The sequence below is a fragment of the Actinophytocola algeriensis genome (genome assembly GCF_014203735.1).
Classification (GTDB): Bacteria; Actinomycetota; Actinomycetes; order Mycobacteriales; family Pseudonocardiaceae; genus Actinophytocola; species Actinophytocola algeriensis.
On sequence record NZ_JACHJQ010000005.1, the window covers coordinates 338,338 to 353,142 of the forward strand.

Genomic DNA, 14,805 nt, shown 5'->3' on the forward strand with positions numbered 1-14,805 from the left:
CGGTGTCGGGTGCCGGTGAAAGGGGTGCGACGTGCGTGAACGGATGCAGATCGGTGAGGTGGCCGAGCGCACCGGGTTGTCGCTGCGCACCATCCGCTACTACGAGGAAGTCGGGCTGGCGGTGCCCAGCGCCCGCAGTCAGGGCGGGTTCCGGCTCTACACCGAACCGGACCTGGACCGGCTCGAGCTCGTCAAACGCATGAAGCCACTGGGTTTCCAGCTGGAGGAGATGCGGGACCTGCTCGCCGTGCTCGATCCCCAGCCCGGCGCGCCCCACGTCGACGACCCGGCGGCGCGGCTCGCGGAGTTCAGCGCCACCGCCGAGGAGGCGTGCGAGCAGTTGCGTGCGAAGCTGCGCGTCGCCGAGGAGTTCGCGGCGATGCTCCGAACGCGTCTTCGTCCTTCCCGGACACGGGGGAAGGCGGGGCGATCCGCGCACTGAGGACCGGTACCGGCCGACGGTTCGTCCACTGTCCTTTGTGTACAGACCGCTGATGGCGTTGCCAGTGATCTCGGCCTCACGAGCGAAGGCCGGCGTCAGCCGAACCAGATCCCTGGTCTAACGTGAGGCGAGAGTCCGGGTCGGCGGCGCGGCGTGCTCCACCGGCCGGCGGGACGACCGTCCGCCATGCGTCTGTCCTGGGGGCATCGACGCCCCTTGGTCGCCGCAGGAACAGTTCGTACGCCGGCACAGCAGCCGACACAGCCGCCCATTTCCCGCGCCGGTGCACCGGCGCTCGACCACGTCAGGTTGCCGCGTGCCCTCATCCGTGTCTCTGTCGTTCCTCCGTGCCCGTTTCTCCCGGCCGTCGTGGCTGTCGCCGCGCGTGGCGCGGACCGAGGTACTGGCCGGTTTGGTGGTCGCGCTCGCGTTGATCCCCGAGGCGATCTCGTTCTCCATCATCGCGGGCGTGGACCCGAGCGTCGGGTTGTTCGCGTCGTTCACGATGGCGGTGGTGATCTCGGTCGTCGGCGGTCGTCCCGCGATGATCTCCGCGGCCACCGGTGCGATCGCCCTCGTGGTCGCGCCGCTGGCCAGGGAACACGGCCTGAGCTACCTGATCGCAGCGGTCATCCTGGGTGGACTGGTGCAGATCGTGCTCGGCGCGCTGGGCACCGCGCGGCTGATGCGGTTCGTGCCGCGCAGCGTCATGGTCGGGTTCGTCAACGCGCTGGCGATCCTGATCTTCCTGGCGCAGGTGCCGGAGCTGATCGACGTGCCGTGGGCGGTGTACCCGCTGTTCGCCGCTGGCCTGGCACTGATGCTGGTGTTCCCAAGGCTCACCAGGGTGGTCCCGGCGCCGCTCGTGTCGATCGTCGCGCTCACCGCGCTGACCGTCGCCGCGGGCATCGCCGTGCCGGCGGTCGGCGACAAGGGCGCACTGCCCTCCGCGCTTCCGGTGCCGGGGCTGCCGCAGGTGCCGTTCACCCTGGACACCCTGACGCTGCTCGCGCCATACGCGATCGCGTTCGCGCTGGTCGGTTTGATGGAGTCGCTGATGACCGCGAAGCTGGTCGACGACATCACCGACACCGGTTCCAACAAGACCCGTGAGTCCGTCGGCCAGGGCATCGCCAACGTCGTCACCGGGTTCTTCGGCGGCATGGGCGGCTGCGCGATGATCGGCCAGACCATGATCAACGTGAAGACCGCGGGCGCCCGCACGCGGCTGTCCACCTTCCTCGCCGGGGCGTTCCTGATGGCGTTGTGCATCGCCGTCGGCCCGCTGGTGTCCCGGATCCCGATGGCCGCCCTGGTCGCGGTGATGGTGCTGGTCGCGTTCGCGACCTTCGACTGGCACAGCGTCGCCCCCGCCACGCTCAAGCGGATGCCGGCCGGCGAGATCACCGTCATGGTCGTGACCGTCGCCGTCGTGGTGGCCACCCACAACCTGGCCATCGGTGTCATCGCGGGCGTGCTCACCGCGCTGGTCATCTTCGCCCGCCGGGTCGCGCACCTGGCGGGCGTCACCGCCGTACACGACCCCGACGGCACCGAGGTCGTGTACGCCGTCACCGGCGAGCTGTTCTTCGCCTCCAGCAACGACCTGGTCTACCGGTTCGACTACGCAGGCGACCCGGACCGGGTCGTCATCGACCTCACCGCCGCCCACATCTGGGACGCCTCCACCGTCGCCGCCCTCGACGCCATCACCACCAAGTACAACGCCCGCGGCAAGACCGTCGAGATCGTCGGCCTCAACGAACACAGCGCCACCATGCACAGCCGGCTCACCGGTGAACTCACCCCGAGTCACTAGGTCGCGCGCGGGCACGCACTGAAACCCTTCCAGGTCAACGTTGTTGCCGGGCCATCCACTGCCAGATGTGGGGTGCCGTTGCGGCCCCTGTTCCCGACGTAGCCGAGTGTGCCGCCACCGGGTTGGCCTTCCGCGTGGCTCAGCGCCAGCACGATGTTCCCGCGTCGGTCGAGCCGCGCGCCGGTCACGGTCCGGTCGAGGTCGTACCCGGCGGCGCCGGCGATCGGGTTGGTGGCCGTGGCGTGGACTCGTGATCGCCGGTGCGGACGACGTCACCGTTGCCGGGTCAGCGCAACCGTTCGGCGACTTGCTCCAGACCGGCCCTGATCAGCCGGCCGTACTCGTCGTCGCCCAGCGTGTCGATCGTGTCCTGCGCCTGGTGAAGGTGCTCGCGGGCACGGGTGAGATCCCCCAGCTTGCGGTGGCACTCGCTCAGGTTCAGGTGCAACGACGGGTACAAGCCGGCCACCGGAAGCGCCACACCGGCTTGCGCGACCCGGGTGTCGGTGAGCAGGTCGGCGGCCGCAAGTGCTCGCTGGTCCCAGATCAGCTCCTGGCGCACGTCGTCCTGCACGTCGGCCATCGCATGCGCGAGCGTGCAACGGTGCAGCGGGTCTCCCCGCTCGCCGCCGATCTCGTCCCAGATCCCGGCGAACAGGACGCGAGCGGCTTCCCGTTCGCCGTTGTGGCTGAGCCGCACCGCTTCGCCGATCCGGATGAGTGTCGGGTCAGTGATCACCTGCGGCTCCTCCTCAGCCCACCACGCGTAGACCGACCGTATCCCCGATCCGGCCACCGGAACAACAACCGCCCGCCGCTGCTCATGCGGCAACGGGCGGCGCCAGCGATACCTGCTTTCCGGGCCACCACTTGCCTGTGCGCCTGCCGTCACCGCACACGACGACGGCTGACAGCCGTCGAGCCCAGGCCGGTGCGGGGCCGCTCGCCGGCCGGGAAGGAGGTGTGGGTGAGGTTCTCGGAGATCTGCCAGATCCGTTCGGCGTCGTCCTCGCTGCGAAGGCGGGAGTAGACGGTCTGTTCGGCCGGTGCGCCTGCCAGGTGCCCGAGACCGCTGGGCCCGTACAGCCGGGCGCCGCGCGCGTCGGGCGAGGTGGCGGCCAGCAGGGCCGGAAGCAGGGCGGTCTCGACCGTCCCGAGGAGGATGCCGCGGCGCGAGAGAGCACGGATGACGCGCACACCGGCGGTGTCCCGTGCCCGGCCGACCTCGGGACGCGCGGCCAGCAGGTTGGTGGGGGCGACGCCGGGGTGGGCGAGGTTGCTGGTGATGCCCCAGCCCGCGGCCTGGCTGCGCCGGTCCAGTTCGAGTCCGAACAGGCCGAAGGCGATCTTGGACTGGCTGTACGCGCGGCGGCCGTTGTAGGACCGTTCCCAGTTCAGGTCGTCCCAGTTGATGGCTTTCTCGTTCGCGGCGACACTGATCTGCGAGGTCACGCGCGCCCGTCCCGCGCGCAGCAGGGGCAGCAGGTTGGCGACGAGCGCGAAATGCCCCAGGTGGTTGCTGCCGAACTGCAGCTCGAAGCCGTCCGTGGTGGTCTGCCGGTCCGGTGGGGTCATCACGCCTGCGTTGTTGACGAGGATGTGGATCGGCCGGTCCTCGCCGCGCAGCGTGGCGCCCAGCGCGGCGACCGAGCTCAGTGACGACAGGTCGAGGTCCCGCAGGGACAGGACCGCTTCCGGGTGCTGCCGCTTGATCTTCGCGACCGCCGCTTCGCCCTTGCCGGGGTTGCGGACGGGCATGACGACCTCGGCACCGGCGGCGGCGAGGCGGGCCGCCAGGCCCAGGCCGACACCGTCGCTGGCGCCGGTGACGACGGCGAGCTTCCCGGTGAGGTCGGGAACGGTGATGTCCGGTTTCGTGCGTGCCATGTGCTGCTCCTGGGGTTCCTCGTGGACGTGTTCCCAGGCTGCGTCCGATCCACGGGGATAGCCACGGCCTCTCGATCCCAGGCTGACCGGACCCGGCCGACATCGACCCGAAGGGGGGATCGGCAGTCCGAGGCAGCCGTCCGGCACCGGTGGCAGGATGAAACCGCAGTCGGACCAGGGAGGAAGCAGCCGTGATCGACCGGGCTGGGCTCGCCGAGTTCCTGCGTCGCCGCCGAGAGGCGCTGCAACCAGAAGACGTCGGCCTGCCGCGCGGGCAACGACGCAGGACCGCAGGTCTGCGCCGCGAGGAAGTCGCCACGCTCTGCCACATCTCCACCGACTACTACAGCAGGCTCGAACGGGAGCGCGGCCCGCACCCGTCCGAGCACATGATCGCCTCGCTCGCGCAGGGCCTGTACCTGTCCCTCGACGAACGCGACCACCTGTTCCGCCTCGCCGGGCACAACCCGCCTGCGCGAGGCGCGACCAGCGAACACATCAGTCCCGGCCTGCTGCGCATCTTCGACCGGCTCACCGACACCCCCGCCGAGATCGTCACCGAGCTCGGCGAGACACTCCGGCAGACCCCGCTCGGCGTCGCGGTCACCGGCGACACCACCCGGTACACCGGCCCGGCCCGCAGCATCGGCTACCGGTGGTTCACCGACCCGGCCACCAGGGCCAGGTACCACCCCGGCGACCACGCGCTGCACTCCCGCGTCTTCGCTTCCGGGCTGCGCAAGATGGTCACACTCCGCGGCCCCGGCTCACGGGCCGCTCACCTCCTGGACCTCCTGCTCGCCGGCAGCGAGGAATTCCGCACCGTCTGGAAGGAACACGAGATCGGCATCCACTACAACAGCGTCAAACGCTACGTGCACCCCGAGGTCGGCGACCTGGAACTCACCTGCCAGACACTCCTCGACCCCGACCAGTCACACCTCCTCCTCGTCTACACCGCCGTCCCCGGCAGCGAAAGCCACGAGAAACTACAGCTTCTCTCCGTGATCGGACCCCAGCACGACATGCTGAGGACGCCACCGGAGGCGTGAGTTCCGGCAGCAGCCGCGTCACCCTCCGGACGCCGAAGGTCGTGCCGCTCAGCGGCTCACGACGGTCTCGCGCTCCACACGCGACAGCTTCTCGGGATTGCGCACGTTGTAGAAGCCGGTGACGTAGCCGTTCTCGAGCCGCACCGCCAGCACGCCGTCGATCTCCCCGTCGACGCGGACGAGCAGCCCAGGGCCACCGTTGACCTGGACCGGCTCGACCGACCTCCTGGCGCCGCGCTGCCACCAGCCGACGGCCAGCAGGCGTGCCACCTTGTCCGCCCCCACGACGGGATGGAGCAGGGCATGCCTGATCCCGCCGCCGTCGCTCATGGCGACGACGTCCGGGGCGAGGATGTCGAGCAGGCTCCGCAGGTCGCCGGTCTCGACCGCGCGCTGGAAGGCCTGGAGCGCGGCTCGGGTCTGCGCAGGGGAAGCGGTGCCGCGTGGTCGGCGCGCGGCGACGTGCGCCCGTGCCCGGTGGGCGATCTGGCGTACGGCGGCGGGGTTCTTGCCGACGGCCTCCGCGATCTCGTCGTACTCCAGCTCGAACACCTCGCGCAGCACGAACACCGCCCGCTCGGTCGGCCCGAGCGTCTCCAGCACCAGCAGCATCGCCATCGAGACGCTCTCGGCGAGCTCGACGTCCTCGGCCACGTCCGGCGCGGTCAGCAACGGCTCCGGCAGCCACGGGCCGACGTAGGACTCCCTGCGCCGGCCGAGCGCACGCAGCCGGTCCAGCGCCAGCCGGGTGACGATCCGCACCAGGTAGGCACGCTGCTCCCGCACCGTGCCGGGATCGACGCCCACCCACCGCAGCCAAGTCTCCTGCAGGACGTCTTCGGCGTCGGTGGCCGAGCCGAGCATCTCGTAGGCGACGGTGAACAGCAGGTCGCGGTGGCCGACGAACGCCTCGGTGGCGGAGTGCACCGGGTCGCCACGATCGAGCGGCCCGGCCGGGTCCGTCGTTCGTTCGCCGGGCTGGCTCATTCCTGGCTCCTGCCTGTTCACGTTCGACGCTGCCACACGCACAAGACGCCGGCCCCTCGTGCTTTGTGACACCCGCGACCGGTCGACCACGTCACACGACCCGCACTGTCACAGGGATCGGGACGCAGGCGTCTCGTGTCCGTCAGGGCACCATTCAGCGCCAGGAAAGGCATGGCACGTGAGCATCGGCAAGTTCGCAGTGGCAGGAGCAACCGGACGACTGGGACGCCACGTCGTCGACGTCCTCACCGAACGGGGCTACCAGGTCGTTCCGATGTCCCGGGCCACCGGAGTGGACATCATCAGCGGTGACGGCCTCGCCGAGGCCCTCACCGGGACCGACGTGATCATCGATGCCGCGTCGTGGCACGGCTCCGACCAGGAGGCGGCGACGGAGTTCTTCCGCACGTCGGCCCGCAACCTGCACGAGGCGGGGCAGAAGGCGGGAGTCACCAGGATCGTCCTCGTGTCCATCATCGGCGTCGACAAGGCAACCGGCGGTTTCATTGCCTCCCAACAGGTACACGAGGAGGCCAACCTGTCCGGCCCGCTGCCCGTCCGCATCCTGCGGGCCGCGCAGTTCCACGAACTCGTCGGCCAGCTCCTCGACTGGCAACAGGGCGACACCGCCTACATCCCGGCCCTGCCAACCCAGCTCGTGGCCGCGCGCACGGTGGCCGAGGCGCTGGTCGGCCTGGCCACCGATCCCGACGCACCGGGCACGCCGGTGCCGGAGATCGCCGGGCCCCGCAGGCAGACCATGGCCGAGGCGGCTGAACTCCTCGGCGCCCGCCGGGGTGTCCGGGTCGTCGGCGTCGACAATCCTGACATGCCTGATGCCCAGGCCGCTGCCGACGGTGCTTTCCTGCCAAGCCCGCACGCCACGCTCGCCGGTCCCACTTTTCAGGAGTGGCTCGACGCCCAGCTCTGATTCGGGCGGAGTCGGCTTACCTGCCATTGTGGTCCGCGCGTGCCGGTTGGTCTCGGGGTGATTCCAGGGTCCTCGCCGGACGGGCGTCCTGCCGGACGGGCCTCCTCGCCGGAGGGGCAGGTCTCTGGGATGGCTCTCCGGTTGGCAACGGGGTTTCTTTGGCAGGGACTCTTTCGGTGGTCTGCCTGGGGTGTGGTGTGGTTTGGGCTCGCCCTCCGCGCTTTCGCGCTTTCGCGCTTTCGCGCCTTTCGCATCTGCCAGTGTCCAGCGGTTCACCTGCCCCCGGTTCATCTGCCCGGCCCGCGGCCGGGCAGATGCCGACGCGACCTGTTCACGATCGTGCTGGCCATGGCGTGTAGCAGGGCAGACGCCCGTCCGGGGCGAGAGCCGGGGTCTGCGGTGCGCGACCATCGACCACGAGTTCGGCGGTCAGACCTGTCATGCGACCAGCTTGCCAACCGTTCTCGCCTCCGGTGGTGGCCAACGCCCTCGGCACCACTGCGTCAGGGGGCGAGTTTGCCCAGCAGTTCCAGCAGGATGCCGCGTTCTCCCGGCGTCAGCTCGGCGGTGTGGCGCACCGACAAGGTGGCCAGCAGGGCGCGTGCCAGTTCGGCCGCGGCGGTCCCTTTGCCGTCGGGGGGCTCGTTCTGGTGGAGCACGGCGCCGAACACGGCGTCGCGCATTCGGTCGGCCAGTCCGGCCGTGCGGGGGCCTTCCGGAGTGGACAGCAGGCTGAGGGTGGTGCCGACGGCGCCGGTGTGGATCGTCGTCGCGGCCTGTTCCGGGGGGAGCCGGAGGCGGCCCGCTTCGGCCAGTCGCTCGAGGATGCCGACGAGGACGCGGTGGCCTTCGCGGGCCGGTGGGCGGTCCTCGGCGTCCGGGGTGCCGTACATCAGCCGGTAGAAGGCCGGGTGCTCGAGGCCGAACCCGACGTGGTCCGCCCAGCCCCGGTGGAGGTCGTCGAGGGGGTCCGCCGAGGGCCTGCGGCTGCGCTTGGCGCTGAGGTAACGCTTGAAGCCCTCCGCCGCCACGGCCTCGAGCAGGGCCTTCTTGTCACCGAAGTGGTGGTAGACGGTCGGCGCGGTGACTCCGGCCGCCTGGCACACGTCCCTGATCGAGACCTCCTCCGCGCCGGTCCGCTCCAGCAGCGTGGCGGTGGCGTCGAGGATCTGCCCGCGGGTGTCGGTCATGTAGCGAGAATATAGGACTGGGTTGCGTTCCCTTTAATCCTGTTATATACCTAACGTGGATATAGAGATCCGCGTAACGTTGTTACGTCATCCAGTGGCAGGAGACGCCGGTGACACACGACCCCGTACCAGAGAGATCCGCGCACACTCGCCGTACCGTCCTCAAGTCCACCGCCGTGGCCGCGGCCGGGACCGTCGCGGCCGCCAACCTCACGTCCGTCGCCGCGGCTGAGCCCGTGCGCACGGTCGCGGGCGGCGGGCCGGTGGAGATCACGCTGTCGGTCAACGGGCAGCGGCGCCGGGTGGTGGTCGAGCCGAGGGTGACGCTGCTCGACGCGCTGCGTGAGCGGCTCGGCCTGACCGGCACGAAGAAGGGTTGTGACCGGGGTGAGTGCGGTGCGTGCACCGTCCTGGTCGACGGCGAGCGGATCAAGTCCTGCCTGACCCTGGCCGTGATGCGGCAGGACACCGAGATCACCACGGTGGAAGGACTGGCGCGCGGCGAGCGGCTGCATCCGGTGCAGGCCGCGTTCATCCGGCACGACGCGTTCCAGTGCGGCGGCTGCACGCCTGGTCAGATCATGTCCGCCGTGGCCTGCATCGACGAGGGGCACGCGGGTTCCGAGGCGGAGATCCGGGAGTGGATGAGCGGCAACCTCTGCCGCTGTGCCGCGTACCAGAACATCGTCGCGGCCGTTGCCGACGCCGCGAAGGAGGTGCGGCGGTGAGCGGAGCTCGCGGAGCGAACCATCGGGCACCGCGGCGCCTGGCGGCGGCGGAGGTGGCGGCGTGAGGGCCTTCGGTTACACGGTCGCGGAAAGCCCGGCCGATGCGGTGCGGATCGCCGCGGGGACACCGAACTCGGCGTTCGTGGCGGGTGGCACCGATCTGCTGAACCTGATGCGGGACGGTGCGCAGTCGCACGACCACCTGGTGGACCTCAACCACCTCGACCTCGCCCGGATCGACATGGACGCCACCACGCTGCGCATCGGCGCTCTCGCCAGGATGCGTCAGGTCGCCGAACACCCCGAGGTGCGGCGGGAGTTCCCGGTGCTGTCGCAGGCGCTGCTCGCCTCGGCGTCCCCGCAGGTCCGCGTCATGGCCGCGATCGGAGGGAACCTGTTGCAGCGCACCAGGTGCGGGTACTTCCGGGACGCGGGCTCGGCGTGCAACAAGCGCGTCCCCGGCAGCGGGTGCCCGGCGATCAGCGGGCACAACCGGGGACACGCGATCCTCGGCGGCAGCGAGCACTGCATCGCCACACACCCCTCGGACCTGGCGGTGGCGCTGACCGCGCTGGACGCGACGGTGCACCTGCTCGGCCCGGACGGCGGAAGGGCCGTCCCCGTCGCCGACTTCCACCTCCTCCCCGGCAGCACACCGCAGCGGGAAACGGTGCTGCGCCAAGGAGAACTCATCACCCGGGTGGACGTGCCGCGCACGCGTGCCGCCACGCGCTCGCGGTACCTGAAACTGCGTGACCGGGCCAGTTTCGAGTTCGCGGTCGTGTCGGTGGCGGCGGCGCTGCGCCTGGACGGCCGCACCGTAGGGGACGTGCGGCTGGCGTTCGGTGGCGTGGGCACCCGCCCGTGGCGGGACACCGGTGTCGAGGCGGCCCTGCGCGGCCGGGAGCTGACCGAGGCGGCGGTCAGCGCCGCGGGCCGCGTCCTGGTGCGGGACGCCGTTCCCCGCGACGGCAACGGGTTCAAGGTCGAGCTGGTCCAGCGTGCGCTGGTGAGTGTCCTCGGTGAACTGGGAGGCGTCCGATGACGGGCTTGGTCGGTCGGGGTGTCGAGCGGGTGGACGGCAGGGCGAAGGTCACCGGTGCGGCCCGCTACGCCGCCGACAACGCGGTGAACGGTGTGCTCCACGGCGCCCTGGTGATGAGCACGGTGGCCAGGGGGGAGATCACGGAGCTCGACACGAGCGCGGCGCTGGCGTCTCCCGGCGTCGTCGCGGTGTACACCCACGAGAACATGCTGCCGCTGACGGTGCCGCCGGACTTCCCCTACCCCAAGAGGTTCATCCCGCTGCAGGACACGCGGATACACCACAACGGGCAGCCGGTCGCCTACGTGGTGGCCGAGACCCTGGAACAGGCGCAGGAGGCGGCGACCCTGGTCCGGGTGCGTTACCGCGTGGCACCTCCCACCGCGCTCCTCGCCGACGCGCTCGACGAGGCGTTCCTGCCACGCGACTTTCGTGGCAGGCCCAACGAGACCGTCCGGGGGGACGCCGCCGCGGCGCTCGAGCGGGCCGAGGTGCGGGTCGAGCAGGAGTACACCAGCCCGATGCAGCACCACAACCCGATCGAACCGCACACCACCACCGCCGTCTGGGACGGCGACTCGCTGACGCTGTACGAGAGCGCGCAGGGCGTCGTCCTCACCCGCATGGTCGTGGCGCAGGCGTTCGCGAAGTACGTGCTGGAGCAGGACATCCGGGTCGTCTCGCCCTACCTGGGCGGCGGGTTCGGCGCGAAGGGCCCCACCTGGTCCCACACGCTGCTCACCGCGGCGGCGGCGCGACTGGCCCGCGGGCCGGTCAAGCTCGTGCTGACCCGCGCGCAGATGTACACGATGAACGGTCACCGCGCCGAGTACCGCCGCGGCCTGCGGCTCGGCGCCACCCGGCAAGGCAGGCTGACCGCCATCGTCGACACCAGCACCGCACAGCTGACCCGTACCGAGGAAAGCATCTACAACACCAGCAACTCCACGCTCCACCTGTACGCCTGCCCGAACGTCCACGTGCGACAGCTGGGTGTGCGGCTGGACCTGCCGACGTCGAGCTACATGCGCTCACCGGAGACCACCGCGCACTTCGGCCTCGAGACCGCGCTGGACGAGCTGAGCTACGAGGTCGGCCTCGACCCGGTGGAACTGCGGGTGCGCAACCACCTCCCGGCAGGTCCACCCGCCAGCAAGTACCTGCTGGAGTGCTACCGGATGGGGGCCAAGGCGTTCGGCTGGGCACGGCGTGACCCGCGGCCGGGAGTCACGCGGGTCGGGGACGAGTACGTCGGCTGGGGCATGGCCACCGAGACCCACACCTACAACGCGATCCCGTCCTTCGCCGAGCTCACCATCGACGAGGCGGGACGGGCGACCCTGCGCGTGGCCAGCCAGGAGATCGGCACCGGTACCTACACCGTGCTCACCCAGGTCGTCGCCGACGGGCTCGGCATGCCGCTGGACCACGTCACGACTTTGCTCGGCGACACGGCGTTCCCCGCAGCGGCCATCTCCGCGGGGTCGTCCACGATGCCCAGCGTGGTCGGCCCGGTGTCCACCGCGGCGCGGAACGCGCGCGACGCGGTGGTCGCGATCGCCGTCGCCGACCCGCGTTCCCCGCTCCACGGCGTGCCCGCGGCGGACGTCGTGGCCGAGCACGGACAGCTGTTCGTGCGCGGCGACCGCCGGCGCAGGGACAGCTACCGCGACGTCGTGCGCCGCCACGGCCAGGCCGTCGTGGTGAACGGGAGCGGACCGAACACGCCAGGGCATTCGTTCGGCGCGGTGTTCGTGGAGGTCCGGGTCCGGCCGAGGCTCGGCGCGGTGCGGGTGAGCCGGGTGGTCGCCGCGTACGACCCCGGCCGGGTGCTCAACCACCGGACCGCGCACGGACAGGTGATCGGCGGCGTGACCTGGGGCATCGGCTTCGCGCTGATGGAGCACACGGTGGTGGACCGGAACACGGCGCGGGTGGTCAACCCGACCCTGTCCACCTACCTGGTGCCGGTGTGCGCCGACACGCCATCGGTGGAGTCGTACTTCGTCGACCGCCCGGACCCGGCCAGCAAACCCGCGCTCGGCGCCCGCGGCTTCGGCGAAACCCCGGGCACCGGCGTGCCTGCCGCCATCAGCAACGCGATCTTCCACGCCACCGGCCGCCGCCTCCGCGACGTCCCGTTCACCCAGGACAAGCTGTTGTGACCCGCCCGGCGCCGCACCTGATGGTCCACAGTGGACAATGTGCGGCGCCGGCATCGGCGCGGGCTCAGCGGGAACCGCTGTCGGGTGTTCGCCTGACAGCGCCGGCCTGATCGTTCTCCTACCTTGATGATCATCCGCGGCGTGGCAGATGTCCGTTTCAGGATCGTCTTCATGGGACCGCGCGACATTTACCTGGGGGAAGTACTGAGCGATGGGTGAGGAAGCGCTCGTCCAGAACGAACGCGTGGGGGTGGGCGGCCTCAGCCTGCGCTCGCAGCGTGCCGCGTGGGGGTACGGCTGCCACCAGCGACCACATGAGGCAGTCGCGGGACCTCGGCGGCGGACGGGGCGGCGGCCTGGCTGCTGGCAGGCTGGCTGCCGTCGACGTTCGACCAGGAGCACGGGGGGTACGACTCCTATTTCGGGGCCCGGCTGCTGCGGGCGGTGGCGGACCACTACCCGGGCAGCGTGGACGCCGCCACGGACAACGTGACCGTCGCGGCTGTCGCGGAACTCGTGGTGACCGAAGCGGCCGCCCACCTTTCCGCCGACGTGTCGGACCGCGGGCTCACCTACGCCGGCCGGACGCTGGTCTACGAGGACACGGTGCGGGACGTCGACGTCCGGATCGGACCGCCGCTGCTGCACGCCGTCGCGGGGCCGCTCGGGATGGTCCTGGACAGCGTCCGGTGGCTGGTGGACGCGGTCGCCAACCGGTACCGGGCCCGGTTCTCGGAGCTGTTCCGGCAAGAGCAGGCAACCTCGGGCGATGAGGCCGTGCCGCTGGCCCGGCTGATGTTGCGGGTCCTGCCGGAGCTGACCGTCCACACGCGACACACACTGCCCGCCGCGGTCGCCGGGGGAGTCGCCGACTTCCAGGAGCGCTGGCAGCGGGTGCTGGGGACACCGCCGGACGCTCGTCGCCACCAGGTCCCGGCCGCCGGGATCGCGGCGGCGATGGCGCGTGAGTTCCCCCCTCCCGCGACGCGCAGGCCGCCATGGAGCAACGCGCGACACCACAGCCCGGACGTGATGCTCGCCGCCGCCGGCCGGCAGGAGGTCGAACGGGGCGATTTCACGGTGGTCCTTGGCGAGCTGCACGTGGCCGTCAACACGATCGAGAGCCGGATCTTCGTGACCCAGCACGAGGAACCGGGCAGGCTGCTGGCGGCAGCCGAGGCCGATCACGGCGATGAGCGGGTGTATGCGTTGCCCCGCGAGGACTCCCCGGTGGTCACCGGCCGGGGCTCGCCACCGTCAGGCCTGTTGTCTCCGCGCTACACCTACTGGGTGAACAGTGGCCCGGAGGCCGCCGAGTGCCCGGTGAACCCGTTGCCCTCGGCCGGTCTGCGGGTACACCGGCGCGGCGACCGGCTGGTCGTCCGGAGCGACGTGCCCGGCCAGGAGTTCGACTTCCTGGAGGTGGTCGGCGAGCTGCTCTCCGGCGCGATCGCGAACGCCTTCCAGCCCGTGCCGGTCACCGGCCACCGGCCCCGGATCACCATCGACCGGCTGGTCCTGTGCCGCGAGGGGTGGACGTTTCCCGCCGGGGAGCTGACGTGGGCGACGCAGACCGACGAGGCGCGGCGGTACCTGCGGGCCCGGCAGTGGCGCGCCAAGCACGACCTCCCGGAGCGCGTGTTCCTCCGTGCGCCGGGCGAGCAGAAACCGATCGCGGTCGACTTCCGGAGCCTGCCGCTGGTCAACATCCTGGCCAAGGCGATCCGGCAGGCCGGAACCCGGCCGGAGCAACCGATCCAGCTGGTCGAGATGGTGCCCGACCTCGACCAGCTCTGGCTGACCGACGCCGGCGGTGCCCCCTACACGTCCGAACTGCGCGTGGTCGCCCACGACGGCTGGTACGAGGCCCCGACGGGGTGCGTCTAGGAGAGAAGTCGCGCGAGGCGTGTGCGGGTCTGCTGCCACAGGTGGTTCATCGCTCGTCCGCTTCCGCCGTTGCTGATCCGCAGGAGCGCGAGGCCGCGGACGGTGGCGATGGCGAAGATCAGGTCGTCGGCGAACCCCGGCCGCCTGGCGATGTCGCCGAGCGCCGCTTCGGCTTCCCGTGCGATGGTCCGTGCCACGTCGCGTTCGAGGCGGTGCAGGTTCGCGCGCAACTCCGGGTCGGTGCGGGACGCGACCCAGAGTTCGAGCGTCGCGTTGAACACGACGCCCTGGCATTCCTCCCACAGCACGTCGAGCGCTTCCTCGATGGAGACAGGACCCCGGGCGAACCGGGCGTGCGCGGCGGCGGCCCGTTGCTCGGCGAGGTGGGTGACGGCAGCGCCGACGAGTTCGGCGCGGGTGCGGAAGTAAAGAGTTTGCGCGCCGCGCGAGACGTTGGCGAGTGCGGCGATCCGCCCGGTCGTCGTCTTGGCGTACCCGTGCGTGACAAGGCATTGAACGGTCGCTTCCAGCAGTGCGACGCGGGTTTCCGCGCGGCGCTGGGCCTGGGTGCGGTGCTGGTGCCTGGGTGCGTCGCCAGGTTCAGCGGCCTTCTCCGCCGCATCATTTGTCTGCGGATCTGCACTTAACTGCATGCCTGCATGTTACTTTGCC

At 70.9% G+C, this 14,805-nt stretch carries 13 protein-coding genes; 8 read left to right on the forward strand and 5 right to left on the reverse strand.

Annotated elements, in window-relative coordinates:
• Window positions 1-43: 43 nt before the first annotated feature.
• Together FHR82_RS24130 and FHR82_RS24135 are read left to right on the forward strand one after the other, a co-directional pair.
• Window positions 44-442: a MerR family transcriptional regulator gene (locus tag FHR82_RS24130; RefSeq protein WP_184813334.1), complete on the forward strand. Its 399-nt coding sequence runs from the start codon at window positions 44-46 to the stop codon at window positions 440-442.
• Window positions 443-758: 316 nt separating this feature from the next.
• Window positions 759-2,261 (forward strand): SulP family inorganic anion transporter, encoded by a 1,503-nt coding sequence (locus tag FHR82_RS24135; protein WP_376706440.1) that lies wholly within the window; start codon window positions 759-761, stop codon window positions 2,259-2,261.
• Window positions 2,262-2,547: 286 nt separating this feature from the next.
• Here FHR82_RS24135 and FHR82_RS24140 read toward each other — a convergent pair whose 3' ends face one another.
• On the reverse strand, window positions 2,548-3,000 hold the full coding sequence (locus tag FHR82_RS24140; RefSeq protein ID WP_184812791.1) for a hypothetical protein: 453 nt from the start codon (window positions 2,998-3,000) through the stop codon (window positions 2,548-2,550).
• 149 nt (window positions 3,001-3,149) lie between these two features.
• Window positions 3,150-4,148, reverse strand: coding sequence for an SDR family oxidoreductase (locus tag FHR82_RS24145; protein ID WP_184812792.1), 999 nt, complete (start codon window positions 4,146-4,148; stop codon window positions 3,150-3,152).
• 191 nt (window positions 4,149-4,339) lie between these two features.
• Between FHR82_RS24145 and FHR82_RS24150 the strand changes: the two genes are divergently transcribed.
• Entirely contained in the window at window positions 4,340-5,200 is an 861-nt protein-coding gene (locus FHR82_RS24150; protein ID WP_184812793.1) for a helix-turn-helix transcriptional regulator, read from the forward strand.
• A 48-nt stretch (window positions 5,201-5,248) separates the two neighbouring features.
• Here the strand turns inward: FHR82_RS24150 and FHR82_RS24155 are convergent, their stop codons facing one another.
• On the reverse strand, window positions 5,249-6,187 hold the full coding sequence (locus tag FHR82_RS24155) for an RNA polymerase sigma-70 factor (protein ID WP_184812794.1): 939 nt from the start codon (window positions 6,185-6,187) through the stop codon (window positions 5,249-5,251).
• 178 nt (window positions 6,188-6,365) lie between these two features.
• On the opposite strand from FHR82_RS24155, the gene FHR82_RS24160 reads away from it, so the two are divergent.
• On the forward strand, window positions 6,366-7,118 hold the full coding sequence (locus tag FHR82_RS24160) for an SDR family oxidoreductase (protein WP_184812795.1): 753 nt from the start codon (window positions 6,366-6,368) through the stop codon (window positions 7,116-7,118).
• A 503-nt stretch (window positions 7,119-7,621) separates the two neighbouring features.
• Here the strand turns inward: FHR82_RS24160 and FHR82_RS24165 are convergent.
• Window positions 7,622-8,308, reverse strand: a complete 687-nt coding sequence (locus FHR82_RS24165) for a TetR/AcrR family transcriptional regulator (RefSeq protein ID WP_184812796.1) — start codon at window positions 8,306-8,308, stop codon at window positions 7,622-7,624.
• Window positions 8,309-8,484: 176 nt separating this feature from the next.
• On the opposite strand from FHR82_RS24165, the gene FHR82_RS24170 reads away from it, so the two are divergent.
• From FHR82_RS24170 to FHR82_RS47595, 4 genes are all read left to right on the forward strand, one after another.
• Window positions 8,485-9,036 (forward strand): (2Fe-2S)-binding protein, encoded by a 552-nt coding sequence (locus FHR82_RS24170; RefSeq protein WP_311771245.1) that lies wholly within the window; start codon window positions 8,485-8,487, stop codon window positions 9,034-9,036.
• A gap of 61 nt (window positions 9,037-9,097) precedes the next feature.
• The gene (locus FHR82_RS24175; protein WP_184812798.1) at window positions 9,098-10,081 is read left to right on the forward strand and encodes an FAD binding domain-containing protein; all 984 of its coding nucleotides are present in this window, start codon (window positions 9,098-9,100) and stop codon (window positions 10,079-10,081) included.
• Window positions 10,078-12,246 (forward strand): xanthine dehydrogenase family protein molybdopterin-binding subunit, encoded by a 2,169-nt coding sequence (locus FHR82_RS24180; protein WP_184812799.1) that lies wholly within the window; start codon window positions 10,078-10,080, stop codon window positions 12,244-12,246. Before FHR82_RS24175 ends, FHR82_RS24180 begins: the two co-directional genes overlap by 4 nt.
• 444 nt (window positions 12,247-12,690) lie before the next feature.
• On the forward strand, window positions 12,691-14,133 hold the full coding sequence (locus FHR82_RS47595; RefSeq protein WP_184812800.1) for a lantibiotic dehydratase family protein: 1,443 nt from the start codon (window positions 12,691-12,693) through the stop codon (window positions 14,131-14,133).
• On the opposite strand, the gene FHR82_RS24190 is transcribed toward FHR82_RS47595, so the two are convergent.
• Complete coding sequence (locus FHR82_RS24190) at window positions 14,130-14,786, reverse strand: TetR/AcrR family transcriptional regulator (RefSeq protein ID WP_184812801.1); 657 nt, start codon at window positions 14,784-14,786, stop codon at window positions 14,130-14,132. The two genes, FHR82_RS47595 and FHR82_RS24190, sit on opposite strands and share 4 nt — an antisense overlap.
• Between the last annotated feature and the right edge of the window lie 19 nt (window positions 14,787-14,805).

Excerpts from the sequence above, each read along its gene's own strand:
- FHR82_RS24130 (WP_184813334.1), top strand. The coding sequence starts at position 44 with ATGCAGATCGGTGAGGTGGCCGAGCGCACCGGGTTGTCGCTGCGCACC.
- FHR82_RS24190 (WP_184812801.1), bottom strand. The coding sequence starts at position 14,786 with ATGCAGTTAAGTGCAGATCCGCAGACAAATGATGCGGCGGAGAAGGCC.
- FHR82_RS24145 (WP_184812792.1), bottom strand. The coding sequence starts at position 4,148 with ATGGCACGCACGAAACCGGACATCACCGTTCCCGACCTCACCGGGAAG.
- FHR82_RS24165 (WP_184812796.1), bottom strand. The coding sequence starts at position 8,308 with ATGACCGACACCCGCGGGCAGATCCTCGACGCCACCGCCACGCTGCTG.
- FHR82_RS24155 (WP_184812794.1), bottom strand. The coding sequence starts at position 6,187 with ATGAGCCAGCCCGGCGAACGAACGACGGACCCGGCCGGGCCGCTCGAT.
- FHR82_RS24180 (WP_184812799.1), top strand. The coding sequence starts at position 10,078 with ATGACGGGCTTGGTCGGTCGGGGTGTCGAGCGGGTGGACGGCAGGGCG.